Origin of the sequence: Streptomyces sp. NPDC056628, from assembly GCF_042792555.1 — a bacterium.
Classification (GTDB): domain Bacteria; phylum Actinomycetota; class Actinomycetes; order Streptomycetales; family Streptomycetaceae; genus Streptomyces.
Genome location: NZ_JBHTWG010000001.1, coordinates 659,561 through 679,068, shown reverse-complemented (window position 1 = coordinate 679,068; position 19,508 = coordinate 659,561). Strand labels below are relative to the sequence as shown.

Sequence of the window (19,508 nt, the reverse complement as noted above, 5' to 3'; positions counted from 1 at the left end):
TACCGGGCTGGGGGTGGCCCGGCGTCCCGGTGCACGGTGTCCGTCGGACGGTCAGCCCGCCGTCCCCGTCGAGCAGTCAAGGAGTACGACGCGTGTCCTCTCTCTTCCCGGCCCTCGCGGACGCCCCGGCGGGGCGGGCCGCCCTGCGGTTCGGCGACCGCGCCCTGACCTACGGCGAGCTCGGCGCCGCCGCCGGTGCCCTCGCCGCACGGATCGGCGGCGCGGGCCGCGTCGCGGTGTGGGCGACGCCCGCGCTGGAGACCTCCGTGGCGGTGGTGGCGGCGCTGGAGGCGGGGGTCGCCGCCGTCCCGCTCAACCCGAGGTCCGGCGACCGGGAGCTCGGGCACATCCTGTCCGACAGCGCGCCCTCGGCGGTGCTCGCCGCCCCGGGCGACGACCTGCCCGCCCCGCTGGCCGGTCTGCAACGCGTCGACGTCGACGTGCGCGCCGCGGGCGCACTGCCCGGCACCGAGGTGCCCGACGGGGAGGCGGCGCTGGTCGTCTACACCTCCGGCACCACCGGCCCGCCCAAGGGCGCCGTGCTCCCCCGCCGGGCCGTCGCGCACACCCTGGACGCGCTCGCGGACGCCTGGGCGTGGACCGGCGAGGACGTCCTCGTGCACGGCCTGCCGCTGTTCCATGTGCACGGTCTCGTCCTCGGCGTGCTCGGCCCGCTGCGCCGCGGCGGGTCGCTGCGCCACCTCGGCCGGTTCGGCACCGAGGGGGTCGCCCGGGAACTGGACGACGGCGCGACCATGCTGTTCGGCGTGCCGACGATGTACCACCGGATCGCGCAGGCGCTGCCGGGTGAGCCCGGTCTGGCGCGGGCGCTGGGCAGGGCCCGGCTGCTCGTCTCGGGCTCCGCGGCGCTCCCCGTCCACGACCACGAGCGGATCACCGCCGCGACCGGGCAGCGGGTCGTCGAGCGGTACGGCATGACGGAGACGCTGATGAACACCAGCGTCCGCGCCGACGGCGAACGCCGTGCCGGCACGGTCGGCGTGCCGCTGCCCGGGGTGGAGCTGCGGCTGGTCGAGGAGGACGGCACCCCCCTGACGTCGTACGACGGCGAGAGCGTCGGCGAGATCCAGGTGCGCGGCCCCAACCTGTTCACCGGGTACCTGAACCGGCCCGACGCCACGCGGGACGCCTTCACGGCGGACGGCTGGTTCCGCACCGGTGACATGGCGGTGCGCGACCCCGACGGCTACGTCCGCATCGTCGGCCGCAAGGCCACCGACCTGATCAAGAGCGGCGGGTACAAGATCGGCGCCGGGGAGATCGAGAACGCCCTGCTGGAGCACCCCGGGGTGCGGGAGGCGGCCGTCACCGGGGAGCCGGACGCGGACCTCGGCGAGCGGATCGTGGCCTGGGTGGTCCCGGCGGACCCCGAGGCGCCCCCGTCGGCCGAGGAACTGGCGGACCACGTCGCCGGGCGGCTCGCCCCGCACAAGCGCCCGCGCCGCGTGCACCACCTCGACGTCCTGCCCCGCAACGACATGGGGAAGATCATGAAGCGGGCGCTGGGCGCATGACGGAACGCCTGACGGCACGCCAGGTCATCGCCCTGGTGGCCGGGGACTTCACCGAACTGCGCCCCGAGGACGGCGGCCCGCCGCCCGGCGACCGCCCCGACGGCCCGCTGGACTGGGAGGGCTACGGCGAGGCCCGCGCCCGCGCCGCCGCCCGCAGCGGCGAGCAGGAGTCCGTGGTGTGCGGCACCGGCGTCGTCGAGGGCACCCGCACGGTGCTGATCGCCTTCGAGTTCGGCTATCTCGGCGGCTCGCTCGGCGTGCGCACCGGCGACCGGCTGGAGGCGGCGTACCGGCACGCCCGCGCCCACCGGCTCCCGGTGGTGGCGCTGGTGGCGACGGGCGGCAGCCGGATGCAGGAGGGCATGGTCGCCCTCACCCAACTCCAGCGGGTGGCACGGCAGTCGGCGCTCACCCGGGAGGCCGGGCTGGCGCAGATCGCGGTGCTGCGGGACCCGACGACCGGCGGCGGCTGGGCGACGCTCGGCGCGAGCGCCGACGTGACGCTCGCGCTGCCCGGCGCCCAGGTCGGCTTCGCGGGCTCCCGGGTCCGCCCGCCGGACGCGGACCCGGCCGCGTACACGGCCGAGGCCCAGCTGGCGTCCGGCGCGGTGGACGCGCTGGTCCGGCCCGGCCGGCTGCGCCATGAACTGGGCCGCTGGCTACGGCTGCTGACGGCGTCCTCCGGAGAGGCGGCACCCCCGCCGCGCGCGCTCGGCGGCGACACCGGGGCGCCGGGCTCGGGCCGGGACGCCGTGCGGCGCGCCCGTGCGCCCGAACGCCCGCGCGCGGCACGCTATCTGGACGCCTACTTCACGCACCGCGTCCCCCTCACCGGCGACCGCTGCGGCGGCGCGGACCCCGAGAGCATGCTGTGCGGCTTCGGCGACCACGGGGGCCGGACGGTCGCGTACGCCGCGCAGACCGGGACGGCCACCCGGCCCGCCGGGTACCGCACCGCCGCCCGGCTGATCCGGCTCGCCGACCGGCTCGGCATCCCGGTGCTCACCCTGGTCGACACGCCGGGCGCCGCGAACGACGCGGAGGCGGAGCGCGAGGGCGTCGGCGCGGCCATCGCGGACCTGTTCACGGCGCTGGCGTCGGTCCGCACCCCGGTGACGACCCTGCTGATCGGCGAGGGCGGCTCCGGGGGCGCGCTCGCCCTCGCGGCACCCGGCAACACCTGGGCCACACCGGACAGCTACTTCTCGGTGATCGCGCCGGAGCTCGCGGCGGCCATCCTCAAGCGCGGCCCCGACGAGGTGGACGCGACGGCGGACCAGCTCCGCCTGCGGCCGCAGGACCTCGTCGAGGCGGGGCTGATCCGGGGCGTCGTCGAAGGGTAGGCGGACTCCCCCCCGGGAGCACCCCACGGGGACGCGGCGGCCGTACCCGAACCGGTCCCGCTCCCCGCTCTCCGACACGCCTCCTGACGCCCCCTCAGGGACAGAACCCCCCATTCAGCGGCACCCCGCCCGGCCCCCTCCGGAATGCGCCCGGCACCCGGCGGCGCGCACGATGCGAGGGAGGCCGCCACACGCACGGCCTCGCGACACCACGACCACGCACCCCACGCTAGGCCCGCCACCCACCCGGCGGACCCATGGTCTGCGCTCTCGGGAGGACCGCCATGACCGCCACGCTGGAGCAGCTGCGACGCTGCCACTTCGCCGTCGACCTGGGGGCGGCCAGGACCCGCGTCTATGTGAAGGGCTCCGGGCTCGTCGTCGACCAGCCCTCCGCCGCCGCCGTCAACACCCGCACCGGCGCGCTCATCGCGGTCGGCGAGTTCGCGGAGCGGATGACCGGCCGCACCCCGGACTACATCCGGGTCGTGCGGCCCGTCTCCGGGGGCACCGTCGTCGACATCGACATGGCGCAGCGCATGCTGCGGCATCTCCTGGGCGACAAGATGCGCCGCAGTCTGCGCCGCAGGCCCTTCCTGCGGGCCGCCGTCTGCACCCCGCACGACGCCGATCCGCTCGCCCAGCGCGCCGCCATCGAGACGCTGGTCGGCCTCGGGGCCCGCCGGGTGGAGCTGGTGGACACCCTGATCGCCGCCGCCGTCGGCTGCGGACTGCCCGTGGAGCAGCCCGAGGCCAGCATGATCATGGTGTGCGGGGCCGCCGCGACCGAGGTGGCCGTGCTGTCGCTGGGCAACATCGTGACGGCCGAGCGGATCCGGGTCGGCGGCGAGGCCGTGGACCACGCGATCGTGCAGCACCTGCGGCACGAGCACGAACTGATGCTGCCCAGCCAGAACGTGCGGCCGCTCCAGCTCGCGCTGTCCGGCAACGGGCTCACCTCGCAGGGCCCCACCTCCACGGAGATCCACGGCCGGGACGTCTGCACCGGGCTCGCCCGGTCCGTGAAGGTCGACACCGCCGCTGTGCGGGACGCCATCCAGACCCCGCTCACCGCCGTCCTGGACAGCATCGGCAAGGTGCTGCGGGACTGCCCGCCGGACCTGGTCGCCGACCTCGCCGACCGCGGGATCATGATGGTCGGCGGCAGCGCCCTGCTCCCGGGCTTCGACGAGATGCTGCGGCAGGCCACCAGCATGCCGGTGCACATCGCCGAACGGCCCGACATCTGCGCCGTGCAGGGCCTCGGCACCATGCTGGAAGGCATGATCGAGCCGCTGGAGCTGGACCCGGTGACCTGAGCCGGTCAGTACGGAAGGATCCGGCCCGAGGGAGTGCGCCGGTCGATCTCGCCCCGGGTGTCACGGGGAGCGGCCGGCCGGCGGGTGACCCGAACGCGTACGTACGTCTGGCCCTTCATGGCGCCCTCCTGGTCCGTCGGGTCCGTTGCGACCAGCCTTCTCTTCGCAACCTTTCGGCACATCGTGCCCACGCAGGCAGTTGTCATGCCTCCGCGGTGGGAGCGGTTGGGAGCGGACGTGCTCCCGTGGGAGGAGACGGCCCCCCGAGGGGGCGGGGTGGACCCGGCCGGGGGAACAGGCGCACGCTCGTCCGTAGGGACCTCCTCCCACGGAAGTGATCGCGATGGACGACAAGAACTGGACCGTCCGCATCCACATCACCGAGGACGGTGACGACACCCTCGCCGAAGCCCTGCTGACCACCCCGGACACGTCGACCGTCACCGGCCGGGGCACGGCCCACCGCAACCCCGACGACCGCAGCATCCCCGAGATCGGCGACGAGCTGGCCGCCTGCCGCGCCCTGAAGGACCTGGCGCTCCGGCTGCACGACGTCGCCTCCGACGACATCGTCGCGCTGGTCGGCCCGGCCGAGCGCACGACGGGAGGCGCCTGGGAACGTCCCTGAACGGCGACACCCCTCGCGGGTGAGGGCCGCCGGGCCGGGGCGGTCCCGTGTCGCACCCGGTTTGCGCCGTGACCCCCCTGGTACTGGTGGGTCCGTCGGCAGTCCGGCTCGTCGTCCGTCCACCGCGCGCGCCCAGCGCCGCCCGACCCCCTGGAGACCGTGATGCCCCTCGTGGCCGGCCCTCGCCCGCCCTCCCCCGGCGCGGCACGCCCCCCGCTCGCCCCCGCAGCGAACGCGGCGGTCCGCCGATGCTGCTGAGGACCTTCGGCTGGTCGATGGGCGTCACCGTCGTCGGCCTCGTCCTCGCGGCGTGGCTGTGGGGCTGGGAGGCGTTCGGGGTCGTGCTGATCCTGTCCGTGCTGGAGATCTCGCTGTCCTTCGACAACGCGGTCGTCAACGCCGGGATCCTGAAGCGGATGAACGCCTTCTGGCAGCGGATCTTCCTGACCGTCGGCGTGCTGATCGCCGTGTTCGGCATGCGGCTGGTGTTCCCGGTCGTGATCGTCGCCATCAGCGCCCGGGTCGGGCCCGCCGAGGCCGTGCGGCTGGCGCTGGACGATCCGGACCGCTACGAGGCCCTGGTCACCGACGCGCACCCGGCGATCGCCGCGTTCGGCGGCATGTTCCTGCTGATGATCTTCCTGGACTTCGTCCTGGAGGAGCGGGAGATCACCTGGCTGACCCGGCTGGAGCGCCCCCTGGCGCGGCTCGGGCGGATCGACCAGCTGGCGCCCTGTGCGGCGCTGATCGTCCTGCTGGTCGCGGCCATGACGGTCGCCGGGCACGCGCACGTCAGCGGGGGCCACGCCGACAAGGCGGCCACGGTCCTGCTCGCCGGGGTCGCGGGACTGATCACCTATCTCGCCGTGGGCGGTCTGTCCTCGCACTTCGAGCACCGCCTGGAGGCGGAGGAGGAACGCGAGCACGAGGAGGAGCAGCGGGCCCGGGCCGAGGGCGAACGGCCGGTGGCCGCCCTCACCGGCAAGGCGGCGTTCTTCCTCTTCCTCTATCTGGAGGTCCTGGACGCGTCGTTCTCCTTCGACGGCGTGATCGGCGCCTTCGCCATCACCAACCACATCTTCTGGATGGCGCTCGGCCTGGGCATCGGCGCCCTCTACGTCCGGTCCCTCACGGTCTACCTGGTCCGCCAGGGCACCCTCGACGACTACGTGTACCTGGAGCACGGCGCCCACTACGCCATCGGCGCCCTCGCCGTGATCCTGCTGGTCACCATCCAGTACCAGATCAACGAGATCATCACCGGCCTGGTCGGCGTGGTCCTGATCGCCTCCTCCTTCCTGGCGTCCGTCCGCCGCAACAGGGCGCTCGCGGCGGCCGGGGGCGAGGGGCCGGAGCGGGCCGAGGAGGCCCGGACGGGCAGGTGAGAACCCTCACGCACCCCGCGGGGTGAGGAGGGCCCCGGGGCGTGTCCCCGGGGCCGTCCGGCGTCCGGGCGGCTACGGCGCAGGCGTGATCCGGACCATACGTGGTGTTCGGCATAGGCGTTTTCATCCGCCTATGGCTAGCTGGATGTGTTTGCCTTCGCGCACAGCGCCGTATCGCGCTGCGCTCCGTCCAGCACTCGTCCGCCCGGGAGACCCATGCGTCTGCGCGCCCCCTCATCGCCGCGAAAGGGCCCGTCGTCCCGCGTGGCCTCCGTCCGTCCGTACGTCCTGGCCGGCGGCACCCTGGCCGTGGGCCTCGGCGGCCTGTATCTCGCGGGGCTCCTCGCGGCGGGCGGGGACATAGAGGACGGGACGACCGTGCGGGGCGTGGACATCGGCGGGCTGAGCCGCGCCGAGGCCGTGCACAAGCTGGACGACCGCCTCGCGCCGGCCGCCGCCCGCAAGCTCCGTGTGACGGTCGGCGACCGCGAGGGCACCGTCGACCCCCGCCGGCTGGGCATCGCCTTCGACCACGAGCGGACCGTCGACCGGGCGAGCCGCAGCGGCGCCCTCGACCCGTTCACCGTGATCGGCGGCCTGTTCCGCTCGGGCGGCCCCGTCGAGCCCTCGGTGAGCGTCGACGAGGACAAGGTCCGCACCGGACTGAAGAAGGTCGCGCGGGACGCCGACCAGAAGGTCCGCGAGGGCGCCGTCACGTTCGAGGACGGCGAGGTCCGCACGGTCGCCCCGCACCCGGGGTACGCCCTGGACACGGACGCGGCGGTCGCCCCGCTGCGCGACGCCTTCCAGCGCGGCGACGCCCGTGCCGTCACCACGCTGCCGGCCCGCGCGGCCGCACCGAAGGTGACCGGACGCGAGCTCGACCGGGCGGTGCGCGAGTTCGCCCGTCCCGCCATGTCGGCGCCCGTCACCCTCACCGCCGCCGGGCACCGCTTCACCGTCGAGCAGCCCGTCCTCGGCCGGTACCTGACGATGCGCCCGGACGCCGCGGGCCGGCTCGAGCCGAGGCTGGACGCGGCGGGGCTGCGCGCCGACCCGGCGGTGGCCAGGCCGCTGTCCGCCCTGCCCACCCGGGCCGCCAACGCCGAGCTGCGCCTGGTCGGCGACCGGGTCGGGGTCGCCGAGGACGGCCACGCGGGCCATGTGGTCACCGACAAGGCGCTGGGCAAGGCCGTACTGCCGCTGCTGACGAAGCGGGGCGCCGCGCGCAGCGGCGAGATCGCCACACGGGTGAGCGAGCCTCAGGTGACCCGGGCCAACGTGGAGCGGCTGGGTCTGCGCGAGCGGATGTCGTCGTTCACGGTCGACTTCGAGCCGGCGCCCTACCGCACCCGGAACATCGGCCGGGCGGTGGAGCTGATCAACGGTTCCGTCGTGATGCCCGGCGAGACGTGGAGCTTCAACCGCAGGGTCGGCGAACGCACCCCGGAGAACGGGTTCGTCGACGGCATCATGATCTTCGACGACGAGTTCAGGAAGGCGCCGGGCGGCGGTGTCTCCGCCGTCGCCACGACCCTCTTCAACGCGCTGTGGTTCGCGGGCGTCAAGCCGGTCGAGCACGGCGCCCACTCCTTCTACATCGAGCGCTACCCGGAGGGCCGGGAGGCCACGGTCGCCTGGGGCAGTCTGGACCTGCGTTTCACCAACGACTCCGGCCACGCCCTCTACATCCGGGCCGAGTCCACCGACCACTCGGTGACGGTCTCGTTCCTCGGCACCCGCAAGTACGACGAGATCGGCTCGGTGAAGAGCCCGCGCACCAACGTGAAGCAGCCGGAGCGGAAGGTCCTGAGCGGCGAGCGGTGCGTCCCGCAGACTCCACTGGAGGGATTCGACGTCACCGTGCAGCGGGTCTTCGTCCAGGACGGGCGGGCGGTGAAGCGGGAGCCGTTCCGTACGCACTATGACCCGCGGGACGAGATCGTCTGCGAGTGATCCCCCGGCAACGGCCTGGTCGCATCGTTTCTGCACGGGTGGCGCCTGGTGGGGCGGGTGGGACTCGAACCCACGGCCGACGGATTATGAGTCCGCTGCTCTAACCGGCTGAGCTACCGCCCCATAGCGGCGTGTCGCGTACATGTGTGCGCGCCGTCTGCCGCAGCATAGCCGCTCATACGATCTCCTGCTTCGTATGGTCGACTTCGCATGCCCTGAAGGACACCGCCGCGACCTGCACGGTTCCCGCCGCAGGTGGGAAGGCATGAAAAAGGACCCCTTCGGGGGTCCTCGTTCAGCATGCTCCCCCGACTGGACTCGAACCAGTAACCTGCCGGTTAACAGCCGGCTGCTCTGCCAATTGAGCTACGGAGGACCGAGCTCCCCCGACTGGACTCGAACCAGTAACCTGCCGGTTAACAGCCGGCTGCTCTGCCAATTGAGCTACGGAGGAATGCCTCGTTGCATCGAACGTGCCTCCCTGGGTATTCGCCAGGGGGCGTGCGCTCGCTGCGACACATACATTAGCGCAAGCAGGGGGGTGCTCCGCCAATCGGTTCCCCCCCGGGGCGCCGACGCCGCATCAGGGACCTACGCAAGGGAAGGGTGGCCGCCATGCGCTACCGGCTCACGTTCGTCGTCGGACTCGCCGTCGGTTACGTGCTCGGCACTCGCGCCGGACGCGAGCGCTACGAGCAGCTGAAGAAGACGGCCCGGGAGATCTCCCACAACCCCGCGGTGCGCAACACCGCCGAGACGGCGGCCCAGCAGGGCCGTGTCTTCGCGGGCAAGGCGTACCACACGGTCAGCGACAAGGTCGGGGACCGCGTTCCCGCGGCCGTCGCCGATCGCGTCCGCAGCCTCCGCGACCGCAGCGCGCACAACGGAGGCGCCGAGGACGACTGGGGTACCAGCAACACCTGAGCGGCCCGTGGCCCGGACAGGCGCGGTACTGCGGCACAATCTGGGCCATGGGGATAGTCGCCGGGTTGGACAGTTCGCCCGATTTCACTCGCATCGTCGTCTGTGACACGGACTCGGGTGCCGTGCTCAGGCAGGGGTATGCCCCGCACCCGGTGGAGTCGCCGGACGGCGGGCGCCCCTCCGACGTCGACCCGCAGGCGTGGCTGCTCTCCCTCGGCGAGGCCGCCGGCGGCGGACTGCTGGAGGGCGTGCAGGCCATCGGCGTGTCCGCGCAGCAGAACGCCCTGGTGCCGGTGGACGCGCAGGGCAACACCGTGCGTCCCGCGATGGTCGGCGGCGACAAACGGGCCCAGGTCGCGGCGGCCGACCTGATCGACGCGCTCGGCGGGCGCGAGGCGTGGGCGCAGGCGGTGGGGTGTGTGCCGCAGGCGGCGCAGCCGGTCACCAAGCTGCGCTGGCTCGCCAAGACCGAGCCGGAGCACGCGGCGCGCACCGCCGTCCTGCTGCAGGCGCACGACTGGCTGGTGTGGCAGTTGCTCGGCCGGCCGGTGCGGCGGACCACGGACCGGGGCGGGGCCTCCAGCACCGGCTACTGGTCGGCGGCGGGCGGCGCCTACCGTTCCGACCTGGTGGAGTTGGCGCTGGGCCACCCGGCCATGCTGCCCGAGGTGATCGGCCCCTCCCAGGCGGCCGGTACGACCCCGGAGGGGCTGCTGATCTCCGCGGGGACCGGCGAGACCATGGCCGCCGCGTTCGGGCTCGGCATCGGGCTGGGCGACGCGGTCGTCTCGCTCGGCGCGTCCGGGTCCGTGATGGCCGTGCACCCCGAGGCGCTCGTGGACGGCTCCGGGATCATCACCTCCCTGGCCGACGCGACCGGTATGCATCTGCCCGTCGTCACCACGCTCAACGCGGTGCGCACGCTGCGCGGCACCGCCGAACTCCTCTCGCTGCCCGACCTGGAGAGCCTGTCCGACCTCGCGATGAAGTCGACGCCGGGCGCCCACGGCCTGGTGCTGCTGCCCTATCTGGAGGGTGAGCGGACGCCGAACCTGCCGCACACCGCGGGCACGCTGTCGGGGCTGCGCCGGGAGTCGATGAAGCCGGAGCACCTGGCGCGGGCGGCCTTCGAGGGCATGTTGTGCGGGCTCGCGGACGCGCTGGACGTGCTGCGCGGCCGGGGCGTGGAGGTGCGGCGGGTCTTCCTGCTGGGGGCGGCCGCCGAGCTGCCGGCCGTGCAGGCGGCGGCCCCGTCGCTGTTCGGGGCGCAGGTCGTCGTCCCGCAGCCCGCCGACTACGCGGCGATCGGCGCGGCCCGGCAGGCGGCGTGGGCGCTGGGAGCCACGCAGGGCACCCTCGACCCGCGGACCCCGCCGCTCTGGCAGGGCCCGGCGGCGCAGGTGCTGGAGCCCGGCGACGAGCTGGCGGTGGGCCAGGCCGTGCGGCAGCAGTTCGTGTCGGTGCGGGAGCAGACGCACCCCGGGGCCTTCCGGTAGGGCGCCGGGGAGGGGCCGGGCGGGAGCGGAAGGTAAGAGACCGGTAGGAACCGGCACCCGGAAGGCCGAACGGAGCGCCGCTGACGGCTTAATCGGTTGAGGTAACGCCGCGGGAGTGTCGCACGATAGGGGCCAGGGGCGACCAAGCCACCGCCCCGTCGCCGACCCGATCACTCCGAGAGAAGCCTCGTGCTCATACGACTCCTGCGGACCTATCTCAGGCCCTACCGAAAACCCATCGGCTGGCTGGTGCTGCTGCAGTTCCTGCAGACCTGCGCCACGCTCTACCTGCCCACCCTGAACGCCGACATCATCGACAAGGGCGTCGTCACCGGCGACACCGGCTACATCATGTCCTACGGCGCTCTGATGATCGGCATCTCGCTGGCGCAGGTCGTGTGCAACGTCGGTGCCGTGTACTACGGCGCCCGCACCGCCTCGGCGCTCGGGCGGGACGTGCGGGCCGCCGTCTTCGACCGGGTGCAGTCGTTCTCGGCGCGCGAGGTGGGCCAGTTCGGCGCGCCCTCGCTGATCACACGGACCACCAACGACGTCCAGCAGGTGCAGATGCTGGCGCTGATGACGTTCACGCTGATGGTCTCGGCGCCCATCATGTGCGTCGGCGGGATCGTCCTCGCGCTCGGTCTGGACGTGCCGCTGTCGGCGGTGCTGGTCGCGGTGGTGCCGGTCCTCGGCATCTGCGTGACGCTGATCGTGCGCCGGCTGCGGCCGCTGTTCCGGGCCATGCAGGTGCGGCTGGACACGGTGAACCGGGTGCTGCGCGAGCAGATCACCGGCAACCGGGTGATCCGCGCGTTCGTCCGCGACGAGTACGAGCAGCAGCGGTTCCGGAAGGCCAACACCGAGCTCACCGACATGGCCCTGGGCACGGGCCGGCTGCTCGCGCTGATGTTCCCGATCGTCATGACGGTGGTGAACCTGTCGTCCATCGCGGTCGTCTGGTTCGGCGCCCACCGGATCGACAGCGGCGGGATGCAGATCGGCGATCTGACGGCGTTCCTCGCCTACCTGATGCAGATCGTGATGTCCGTGATGATGGCCACCTTCATGTTCATGATGGTGCCGCGCGCCGAAGTGTGCGCCGAGCGTGTCCAGGAGGTCCTGGACACCTCCTCCAGCGTGGTCCCGCCGACCGCGCCGGTGACCGAGCTGCGCCGGCACGGCCATCTGGAGATCCGGGGCGCGGGCTTCCGCTACCCCGGTGCCGAGGAGCCGGTGCTGAAGTCGATCGACCTGGTGGCCCGGCCCGGTGAGGTGACCGCGGTGATCGGCTCGACCGGCAGCGGCAAGTCGACCCTGCTGGGTTTGGTGCCCCGCCTGTTCGACGCGACCGAGGGCCGGATCCTCGTCGACGGCGAGGACGTGAGCGGCATCGACCCGCGGCTGCTCGCCCGCACCGTCGGCCTGGTCCCGCAGAAGCCGTACCTGTTCGCGGGCACGGTCGCCACGAACCTGCGCTACGGCAATCCGGACGCCACGGACGACGAGCTGTGGCACGCGCTGGAGGTGGCGCAGGCCAAGGAGTTCGTGGAGCGGCTGGAGGGCGGACTCGACGCGCCGATCGCCCAGGGCGGCACCAACGTCTCGGGCGGGCAGCGGCAGCGGCTGGCGATCGCGCGGACGCTGGTGCAGCGCCCGGAGATCTACCTGTTCGACGACTCCTTCTCCGCCCTCGACTACGCCACGGACGCCGCGCTGCGCTCGGCGCTGTCGCGGGAGACCGCCGAGGCGACCGTCGTCATCGTCGCCCAGCGGGTGGCGACGATCCGGGACGCGGACCGGATCGTCGTGCTCGACGAGGGGCGGGTCGTCGGCACCGGGCGGCACCACGAGCTGATGGCCGACAACGAGACGTACCGGGAGATCGTGCTCTCCCAGCTGACGGAAGCGGAGGCCGCCTGATGGCCGGGCCCATGGGACGGATGATGGCCGGCGGCGGTCCCGACCAGCGTTCGCTGGACTTCAAGGTGTCGGGCCGCAGACTCGTCGCGCGGTTCAAGCCGGAGCGCCTGACCATCTGGACGCTGCTGGTGTGCGTCGTGGTGAGCGTGGGTCTGTCGGTCGCCGGGCCGAAGATCCTCGGCCGGGCCACCGACCTGGTCTTCGCGGGCATCGTCGGACGGCAGTTCGCGCCCGGGATGTCCAAGGAGCAGGTCCTCGCGGCGATGCGGGAGCGCGGCGACGGCCGGATCGCCGACATGCTGCGCAGCACCGACTTCACGCCGGGTCAGGGCATCGACTTCACGGCGGTGGGGGACGTCCTGCTGGTCGCGCTCGCGGTGTTCGGCGCCGCGGGTCTGCTGATGGCGGTGGCGACACGGCTGGTGAACCGGGCCGTGAACCGGACGATGTACCGAATGCGCGAGGACGTGCAGACGAAGCTGTCGCGGCTGCCGCTGTCGTACTTCGACAAGCGGCAGCGCGGTGAGGTGCTGTCGCGGGCGACCAACGACATCGACAACATCGGGCAGACGCTCCAGCAGTCGATGGGCCAGCTGATCAACTCGGTGCTCACCATCATCGGGGTGCTGGCCGTGATGTTCTGGGTGTCGTGGCTGCTGGCGCTGGTCGCGCTGGTGACCGTGCCGCTGTCGTTCGTCGTGGCCACCCGGGTGGGCAAGCGCTCGCAGCCGCACTTCGTGCAGCAGTGGCGCACGACCGGCAAGCTGAACGCGCACGTCGAGGAGATGTACACCGGTCACACCCTGGTCAAGGTGTTCGGCCGTCAGGAGGAGTCGGCGCAGCAGTTCGCCGAGCAGAACGAGGCGCTGTACGAGGCCGGGTTCAAGGCGCAGTTCAACAGCGGGATCATGCAGCCGCTGATGCTGTTCGTGTCGAACCTCAACTATGTGCTGGTCGCGGTGGTCGGCGGGCTGCGGGTCGCGTCGGGCGCGCTGTCCATCGGTGACGTGCAGGCGTTCATCCAGTACTCGCGGCAGTTCTCGATGCCGCTGACGCAGGTCGCGTCGATGGCGAACCTCGTGCAGTCCGGTGTGGCGTCCGCCGAGCGGATCTTCGAACTGCTGGACGCCGAGGAGCAGTCGGCGGACCCGGTGCCGGGAGTGCGGCCGGAGGAGCTGCGCGGCCGGGTGGCGCTGGAGAAGGTGTCCTTCCGGTACGAGCCGGACAAGCCGCTGATCGAGGACCTGTCGCTGACGGTGGAGCCCGGGCACACGGTCGCCATCGTCGGCCCGACCGGCGCCGGCAAGACGACGCTGGTCAACCTGCTGATGCGGTTCTACGACGTGTCGTCGGGGCGCATCACGCTCGACGGCGTCGACATCGCGCGGATGTCCCGGGACGAACTGCGGTCCGGGATCGGCATGGTGCTGCAGGACACCTGGCTGTTCGGCGGCACCATCGCGGAGAACATCGCGTACGGGGCGGCCCGGGACGTCACCCGGGGCGCGATCGAGGAGGCGGCGCGGGCCGCGCACGCCGACCGGTTCATCCGTACGCTGCCCGACGGGTACGACACGGTGATAGACGACGAGGGGTCGGGGGTCAGCGCGGGTGAGAAGCAGCTGATCACCATCGCGCGGGCGTTCCTGTCCGACCCGGTCATCCTGGTGCTGGACGAGGCGACGTCGTCCGTCGACACCCGGACCGAGGTGCTGATCCAGCAGGCGATGGCCAAACTGGCGCACGGGCGGACGTCGTTCGTCATCGCGCACCGGCTGTCGACGATCCGGGACGCGGACACCATCCTCGTCATGGAGAACGGCGCGATCGTCGAGCAGGGCGCGCACGCCGAGCTGCTGGCGGCGGACGGGGCCTACGCGCGTCTGTACAAGGCGCAGTTCGCGCAGGCGGTCGCCGAGGTCGACTGATTGATCGCTCGGGGGGCCGGCCGGCCCGAGGGGCGCGGGGAACCGCGTAGCCGGCCCCCCGAGCGTCCGTAGCCGGCGTCAGTCGAGATAGCCGCGGAGCTGATCCGCGAACGCGTGGTCGCGCAGCTTGTTGAGGGTCTTGGACTCGATCTGGCGGATGCGTTCGCGGGTCACGCCGAAGATGCGGCCTATCTCCTCCAGGGTGCGCGGGCGGCCGTCCGCGAGCCCGTACCGCAGCTGGACGACCTTGCGTTCGCGCTCCCCCAGGGTCGACAGCACCGCCTCGAGGTGTTCGCGCAGCAGCAGGAACGCCGCCGACTCCACCGGCGAGGTGGCGTCGCCGTCCTCGATGAGGTCGCCGAGGGCGACGTCCTCCTCCTCGCCCACCGGGGCGTGCAGCGAGACGGGCTCCTGCGCGAGGCGCAGCACCTCGGTGATCCGCTCGGGCGGCAGGTCGAGGTGGGCGGCGACCTCCTCCGGCGTCGGCTCGTAGCCGCGCTCCTGGAGCATGCGGCGCTGGACGCGGACGACCCGGTTGATCAGTTCCACCACGTGCACGGGCACGCGGATGGTGCGGGCCTGGTCGGCGAGGGCCCGGGACATGGCCTGCCGTATCCACCAGGTGGCGTACGTGGAGAACTTGTAGCCGCGCGCGTAGTCGAACTTCTCGACGGCGCGGATCAGTCCGAGGTTGCCCTCCTGGACGAGGTCGAGCATGGTCAGGCCGCGTCCGACGTACCGTTTGGCGACGGACACGACGAGCCGCAGGTTGGCCTCGATGAGCCGCCGTTTGGCCATCCGGCCCATGACGACCAGCCGGTCCAGGTCCTGGGCGAGCCGGCTCTCCAGGTCGGGGGTGCGGGCGAGCTTCTCCTCCGCGAACAGGCCGGCCTCGACCCGGCGGGCGAGCTCGACCTCCTCGGCCGCGGTGAGCAGCGGGATACGCCCGATCTCCCGCAGGTACTGGCGGAAGAGGTCGGAGGTGGGGCCCGCGGTGTCGGGGCGGACCCGGGCCGGGAGGGGCGCCTCGACCGGCTCGGTGGCGTCGTCCAGCGCCTCCGCGGGCGGGTCCGGCGGCTCGGGCGGGGCCTGCGGCTCCGATTCCGGGCGGTGCGCGGCACGGCTCTGCGGGGGGACCGCGGCGAGCACGTCGTCGTCCGCGTCCGGCGCCGCGCCGTCCGGACGGGTGTCGGTCTCGACGAGGGTCTGGGTCTGCACGGGGGCGACCTCCAGGGTGATCGCTGCCGAGGCGTACGGCAGCGCTGCTTCGAGGGCGGAGTCGGCGGCCTCGCCGCTGTCCGTCCCGTACGCGATGAGCGGAACCGCGGGGGTATGGGATCCGTGGGGGACGGACCGGCCGCGCTCCGAGGACTCAGGCACCGCCCCCCAGTGTGGGGTACGACACATCGCCGCCACGAGGGGCGTGCGGTGACTTTTTGCGTTCGGGCCGTGACCACGAGGTGATGTGGCCGGGAAACCCGGATGCCCGTGCCGGGCGGGGTCTGGCACGATGCGGCGGTGTCCGGATCCGTGTACGAGACCCATGTGACGGTGCGCTGCGCCGACGCGTCCGAGTCCGGGCGGCTGCGCCGCTGGGCGGCCGCCGCGGGTCTGAAGCTCACCTGTATCGAACTGGCCCGCGGCCGTGTGCCGTCGCAGCCGATGCTGACGCTGACCGGCGCGCCCTCGCGGGCCGCGGCGGCGGCGCGCGCCGAGGAGGTCGCGGCGCGGCTGCGGACGGGCGGGTTCAGCCCGGTACGCGTCAAGATCGAGTCGGCGCCCTGGGCGCCGGAGGTGCCGGCCGGGCCGTGCGGCGGCGGGCAGTACTTCGAGCACCATGTGAAGCTGCGGCTGCCCGCGGACACGGACCTCGGGGCCCTGGCCGCCCGGGTGGTGCCGTACGGCGCGCATCTGTCGTGGAACGCGCGGCGGGTCGTCGGCGCCCTCCACGAGCGGTTCGTGACGCAGCGGTGCCGCGGGGTGGACGCCGCGGGGGCCGGACGCGCCCTGGAGGGGCTGCTGGCCGAACTGGCGGGGCTCCATGTGGTGGGCGTGGAGCGGGAGTTCGTGCTGTACGACAGTGATCTGTCCGTGGACGACGGGTGGATCGACGGGTGGATCGAGGAGGGCTCCGGCGGACGGTCCGGGGGCGTCATGACGCGGGAGGTGGGGCGATGAGCGGGTCCTGGCGGGAGTGGAACCTGTGGCGTGAGATGCCCCGGGAGGAGCTGGACGACGCCGCGCGGCGGGACCGGCGGCTGCCGCGGACCCTGCGCACGGTGCCCGGCGAGGACGTCTCGCAGCGCCTGGTCTTCGACCCGGCCATGAAGCAGTACCCGAACGCCTACCGCGCCACCGACCCCGCGTTCGCCGACCCCGCCCGCACGGACGCCTGGCGGGCGGCCCGGCGCCGGGCGCTGGACCTGGTCCTCACCGCGATCGCCGGGTCGGAGTGGGCCGACGCGCTGGTGCTGCGCGGCAGCGTGCTGATGGCCGCCTGGTTCGGGGAGGCCGCCCGGGAGCCCGGCGACCTGGACTTCGTCGTCGTGCCGGAGACCTGGCGGATGGAGGAGGCGCGCACCGCGCGGATGCTCGACGGGATCGCGCGGGCGGCGCAGGAGGCGTCGGGGGACGGCGTGCGGGTCACGGCCGAGGGCGCCGCCGTGGAGGACATCTGGACCTATGAGCGGGTACCCGGCCGCCGCATGGTGCTGCCGTGGAGCGCGCCGGGCCTGCCCGAGGGCCACGTCCAGCTCGACTTCGTCTTCGAGGAGCGGCTGCCCGAGCCGCCGGAGCCCGTGGAGCTGCCGGGCGGAGCGGTCCTGCGGGCGGCCTCGCCCGCGCTGTCGCTGGCCTGGAAGATGATGTGGCTGATCAACGACGCGTACGCGCAGGGCAAGGACCTGTACGACGCCGTGCTGCTCGCCGAGCGGCACCCGCTGCCGTACGAGCTGCTGCACGAGGTCTTCCGGCTCTCGGGCGAGTGGCCCTACCCGTACCAGGAGTACGTCACCTTCGACAACGTGGTGGAGGCGCTGCGGTTCGTCGAGTGGCGGCACTTCGTCACCGAGTACCCGCGCCACGCGGACGACGAGCAGGCGTTCGTGGACCGGCTGGTCCGGGCGGTGAAGCCGACCTTCGCGGGCCGGTCAGAGGGCGGCGGCACCGTGGGCGCGTAGCGCCTGGTCGTACTGCTGGAGCACCCACAGCTCGTTCTGCACGGCGGCGAGCTGGGCCGGGTCGCCGCCCGCACCGAGGCGGGTCAGCTGGCTCTGGATGTCGCGGACCCGGCGCTCGACGGCGCGGCGGCGGACGGTGACGAGCTGTTCGCCCGCGTAGTTCTCGTCGACGGTCCTGCGCATGATCGCCTCGACGGCGAGCTCGGTGACCATCGCGCGGACCTGGTCGTCGGGGGCGGCGTCGCGGACGCGGACCAGGTACTCCTGCGGGTCCTGGATGCCGTGCTCCGCGCCGCCCGCGTCCATGATCGCCTGGCGTACGGCGGCGTAGGGCGCGGCGGTGAACTCGTCCAGGCCGTACGCGTCGAAGGCCGGGGAGACCAGCTCGGGGCGCTGCAGGGCGAGCTTCAGCAGCTCGCGCTCAGTGGCGTAGACGGGGTTGCGCAGGGTGAGGGCCGGGCCGGTGGCGCGGGGCCGGGGCGCGGCGTCGTACGGCTGCTGCGGGCCGCGGGACGACGCCGGGGCCGGGCCGCGGCCGCCGCGGTCGCGGGCCCACCGGGCGAGCTGGGCGACCCGCTTGACCACGAACTGGGTGTCCAGGATGCCGAGCATGCCGGCGAGCTGGACGGCGACCTCGTGCTGGGCGCCGCTGTTCTTGATGCGGGCGACGATCGGGGCGGCCTCGTCCAGCGCGGCGGCGCGGCCCGCCGGGGTGTCCAGGTCGTAGCGGACGACGATCTGGCGCAGCGCGAACTCGAAGAGCGGGGTGCGGGGTTCGACCAGGTCGGCGACGGCGTCGTCGCCCTTGGCGAGGCGCAGCTCACAGGGGTCCATGCCGTCCGGGGCGATCGCGATGTAGGTCTCGGCGGCGAACTTCTGGTCGTCCTCGAAGGCGCGCAGGGCCGCCTTCTGGCCGGCGGCGTCGCCGTCGAAGGTGAAGATCACGCGGGCCGAGCCGTTGTCCATCAGCAGCCGGCGCAGGATCTTGATGTGGTCGCCGCCGAAGGCGGTGCCGCAGGTCGCGATCGCGGTCGGGACCCCGGCGAGGTGGCAGGCCATGACGTCGGTGTAGCCCTCGACGACGACCGCGCGGGACGCCTTGGCGATGTCCTTCTTGGCGAGGTCGATGCCGTACAGCACCTGGGACTTGCGGTAGATCGCCGTGTCGGGGGTGTTGAGGTACTTCGGGCCGTTGTCCGCCTCGTAGAGCTTGCGGGCGCCGAAGCCGACGACATCCCCGCCGATGTCGCGGATCGGCCACATCAGGCGGCCCCGGAAGCGGTCGATGGGACCGCGGCGGCCCTCCTGGGACAGGCCGGAGAGGACGAGCTCCTTGTCGGTGAAGCCCTTGCCGCGCAGGAAGCGGGTGAGGTGGTCCCAGCCCTGCGGGCTGTAGCCGACGGAGAAGCGCTGGGCGGCGGCCTGGTCGAAGCCGCGCTCGGCGAGGAACTGGCGGCCGGTGTCGGCCTCCGGGCTGGTCGCCAGCTGCTCCATGTACCAGTCGGCGGCGATCTTGTGGGCCTCGACCAGGCGGATGCGCTCGCCGCGCTGGTGGGAGGGGTTGTAGCCGCCCTCCTCGTAGCGCAGGGTGATGCCGGCCTGGGCGGCGAGGCGCTCGACGGCCTCGGAGAAGGAGAGGTGGTCCACCTTCATCACGAAGGTGATGGTGTCGCCGCCCTCCTGGCAGCCGAAGCAGTGGAAGAGGCCCTTGGCGGGGCTGACCTGGAAGGACGGCGACTTCTCGTCGTGGAAGGGGCACAGCCCCTTCAGGTTCCCGCCGCCGGCGTTGCGTAGCTGGAGGTACTCGGAGACGACGGCGTCGATCGGGACCGCGTCCCGTACCGCCTTCACGTCCTCGTCGTTGATCCGTCCTGCCACGCGTGAATTCTACG

The 19,508-nt window shown here is 73.0% G+C and carries 14 protein-coding genes and 3 tRNA genes; 12 read left to right on the top strand and 5 right to left on the bottom strand.

Annotated elements, in window-relative coordinates; genetic code table 11:
* The first annotated feature begins 92 nt into the window (after positions 1-92).
* The 6 genes from ACFRAC_RS03020 (at position 93) to ACFRAC_RS02995 (ending at position 8,166) form a co-directional block, all read left to right on the top strand.
* Positions 93-1,535 carry an acyl-CoA synthetase gene (locus ACFRAC_RS03020; protein WP_382919813.1) on the top strand — a complete coding sequence of 481 codons (1,443 nt, stop codon included), beginning with the start codon at positions 93-95 and terminating at the stop codon, positions 1,533-1,535.
* Complete coding sequence (locus ACFRAC_RS03015) at positions 1,532-2,878, top strand: carboxyl transferase domain-containing protein (protein ID WP_382919811.1); 1,347 nt, start codon at positions 1,532-1,534, stop codon at positions 2,876-2,878. Before ACFRAC_RS03020 ends, ACFRAC_RS03015 begins: the two co-directional genes overlap by 4 nt.
* Positions 2,879-3,162: 284 nt before the next feature.
* Positions 3,163-4,197, top strand: coding sequence for a rod shape-determining protein (locus ACFRAC_RS03010; RefSeq protein ID WP_382919809.1), 1,035 nt, complete (start codon positions 3,163-3,165; stop codon positions 4,195-4,197).
* A 343-nt stretch (positions 4,198-4,540) separates the two neighbouring features.
* Positions 4,541-4,825, top strand: a complete 285-nt coding sequence (locus ACFRAC_RS03005) for a DUF1876 domain-containing protein (RefSeq protein ID WP_361344516.1) — start codon at positions 4,541-4,543, stop codon at positions 4,823-4,825.
* Between the two features lie 248 nt (positions 4,826-5,073).
* Entirely contained in the window at positions 5,074-6,210 is a 1,137-nt protein-coding gene (locus ACFRAC_RS03000; protein WP_382919807.1) for a DUF475 domain-containing protein, read from the top strand.
* 216 nt (positions 6,211-6,426) lie between these two features.
* Positions 6,427-8,166, top strand: a complete 1,740-nt coding sequence (locus tag ACFRAC_RS02995; RefSeq protein WP_382919805.1) for a VanW family protein — start codon at positions 6,427-6,429, stop codon at positions 8,164-8,166.
* A gap of 46 nt (positions 8,167-8,212) precedes the next feature.
* Here the strand turns inward: ACFRAC_RS02995 and ACFRAC_RS02990 are convergent.
* From ACFRAC_RS02990 to ACFRAC_RS02980, 3 genes are all read right to left on the bottom strand, one after another.
* Positions 8,213-8,289, bottom strand: a tRNA-Ile gene (locus ACFRAC_RS02990).
* Positions 8,290-8,469: 180 nt separating this feature from the next.
* A tRNA-Asn gene (locus ACFRAC_RS02985) sits at positions 8,470-8,542 on the bottom strand.
* A gap of 5 nt (positions 8,543-8,547) precedes the next feature.
* A tRNA-Asn gene (locus ACFRAC_RS02980) sits at positions 8,548-8,620 on the bottom strand.
* 161 nt (positions 8,621-8,781) lie between these two features.
* Here ACFRAC_RS02980 and ACFRAC_RS02975 point away from each other — a divergent pair.
* The 4 genes from ACFRAC_RS02975 to ACFRAC_RS02960 all read left to right on the top strand — a co-directional run bounded on the left by ACFRAC_RS02975 (position 8,782) and on the right by ACFRAC_RS02960 (position 14,437).
* On the top strand, positions 8,782-9,090 hold the full coding sequence (locus tag ACFRAC_RS02975) for a YtxH domain-containing protein (protein ID WP_382919804.1): 309 nt from the start codon (positions 8,782-8,784) through the stop codon (positions 9,088-9,090).
* 47 nt (positions 9,091-9,137) lie between these two features.
* Positions 9,138-10,586 (top strand): FGGY family carbohydrate kinase, encoded by a 1,449-nt coding sequence (locus ACFRAC_RS02970; RefSeq protein WP_361344528.1) that lies wholly within the window; start codon positions 9,138-9,140, stop codon positions 10,584-10,586.
* A 189-nt stretch (positions 10,587-10,775) separates the two neighbouring features.
* Positions 10,776-12,509 carry an ABC transporter ATP-binding protein gene (locus ACFRAC_RS02965; protein WP_382919802.1) on the top strand — a complete coding sequence of 578 codons (1,734 nt, stop codon included), beginning with the start codon at positions 10,776-10,778 and terminating at the stop codon, positions 12,507-12,509.
* Positions 12,509-14,437 (top strand): ABC transporter ATP-binding protein, encoded by a 1,929-nt coding sequence (locus ACFRAC_RS02960; RefSeq protein WP_382919800.1) that lies wholly within the window; start codon positions 12,509-12,511, stop codon positions 14,435-14,437. The genes ACFRAC_RS02965 and ACFRAC_RS02960 overlap by 1 nt, the downstream gene beginning before the upstream one ends.
* A gap of 78 nt (positions 14,438-14,515) precedes the next feature.
* Here ACFRAC_RS02960 and ACFRAC_RS02955 read toward each other — a convergent pair whose 3' ends face one another.
* Positions 14,516-15,817, bottom strand: coding sequence for an RNA polymerase sigma factor (locus ACFRAC_RS02955; RefSeq protein ID WP_382919798.1), 1,302 nt, complete (start codon positions 15,815-15,817; stop codon positions 14,516-14,518).
* Positions 15,818-15,919: 102 nt separating this feature from the next.
* Here ACFRAC_RS02955 and ACFRAC_RS02950 point away from each other — a divergent pair, with 102 nt between their 5' ends.
* Both ACFRAC_RS02950 and ACFRAC_RS02945 read left to right on the top strand, forming a co-directional pair.
* Positions 15,920-16,615: a hypothetical protein gene (locus ACFRAC_RS02950; protein ID WP_382919797.1), complete on the top strand. Its 696-nt coding sequence runs from the start codon at positions 15,920-15,922 to the stop codon at positions 16,613-16,615.
* Positions 16,612-17,616, top strand: a complete 1,005-nt coding sequence (locus ACFRAC_RS02945) for a nucleotidyl transferase AbiEii/AbiGii toxin family protein (RefSeq protein ID WP_382919795.1) — start codon at positions 16,612-16,614, stop codon at positions 17,614-17,616. The genes ACFRAC_RS02950 and ACFRAC_RS02945 overlap by 4 nt, the downstream gene beginning before the upstream one ends.
* Here the strand turns inward: ACFRAC_RS02945 and dnaG are convergent.
* On the bottom strand, positions 17,587-19,494 hold the full coding sequence (gene dnaG, locus ACFRAC_RS02940) for a DNA primase (protein WP_382919793.1): 1,908 nt from the start codon (positions 19,492-19,494) through the stop codon (positions 17,587-17,589). The genes ACFRAC_RS02945 and dnaG overlap by 30 nt on opposite strands.
* Positions 19,495-19,508: the final 14 nt, after the last annotated feature.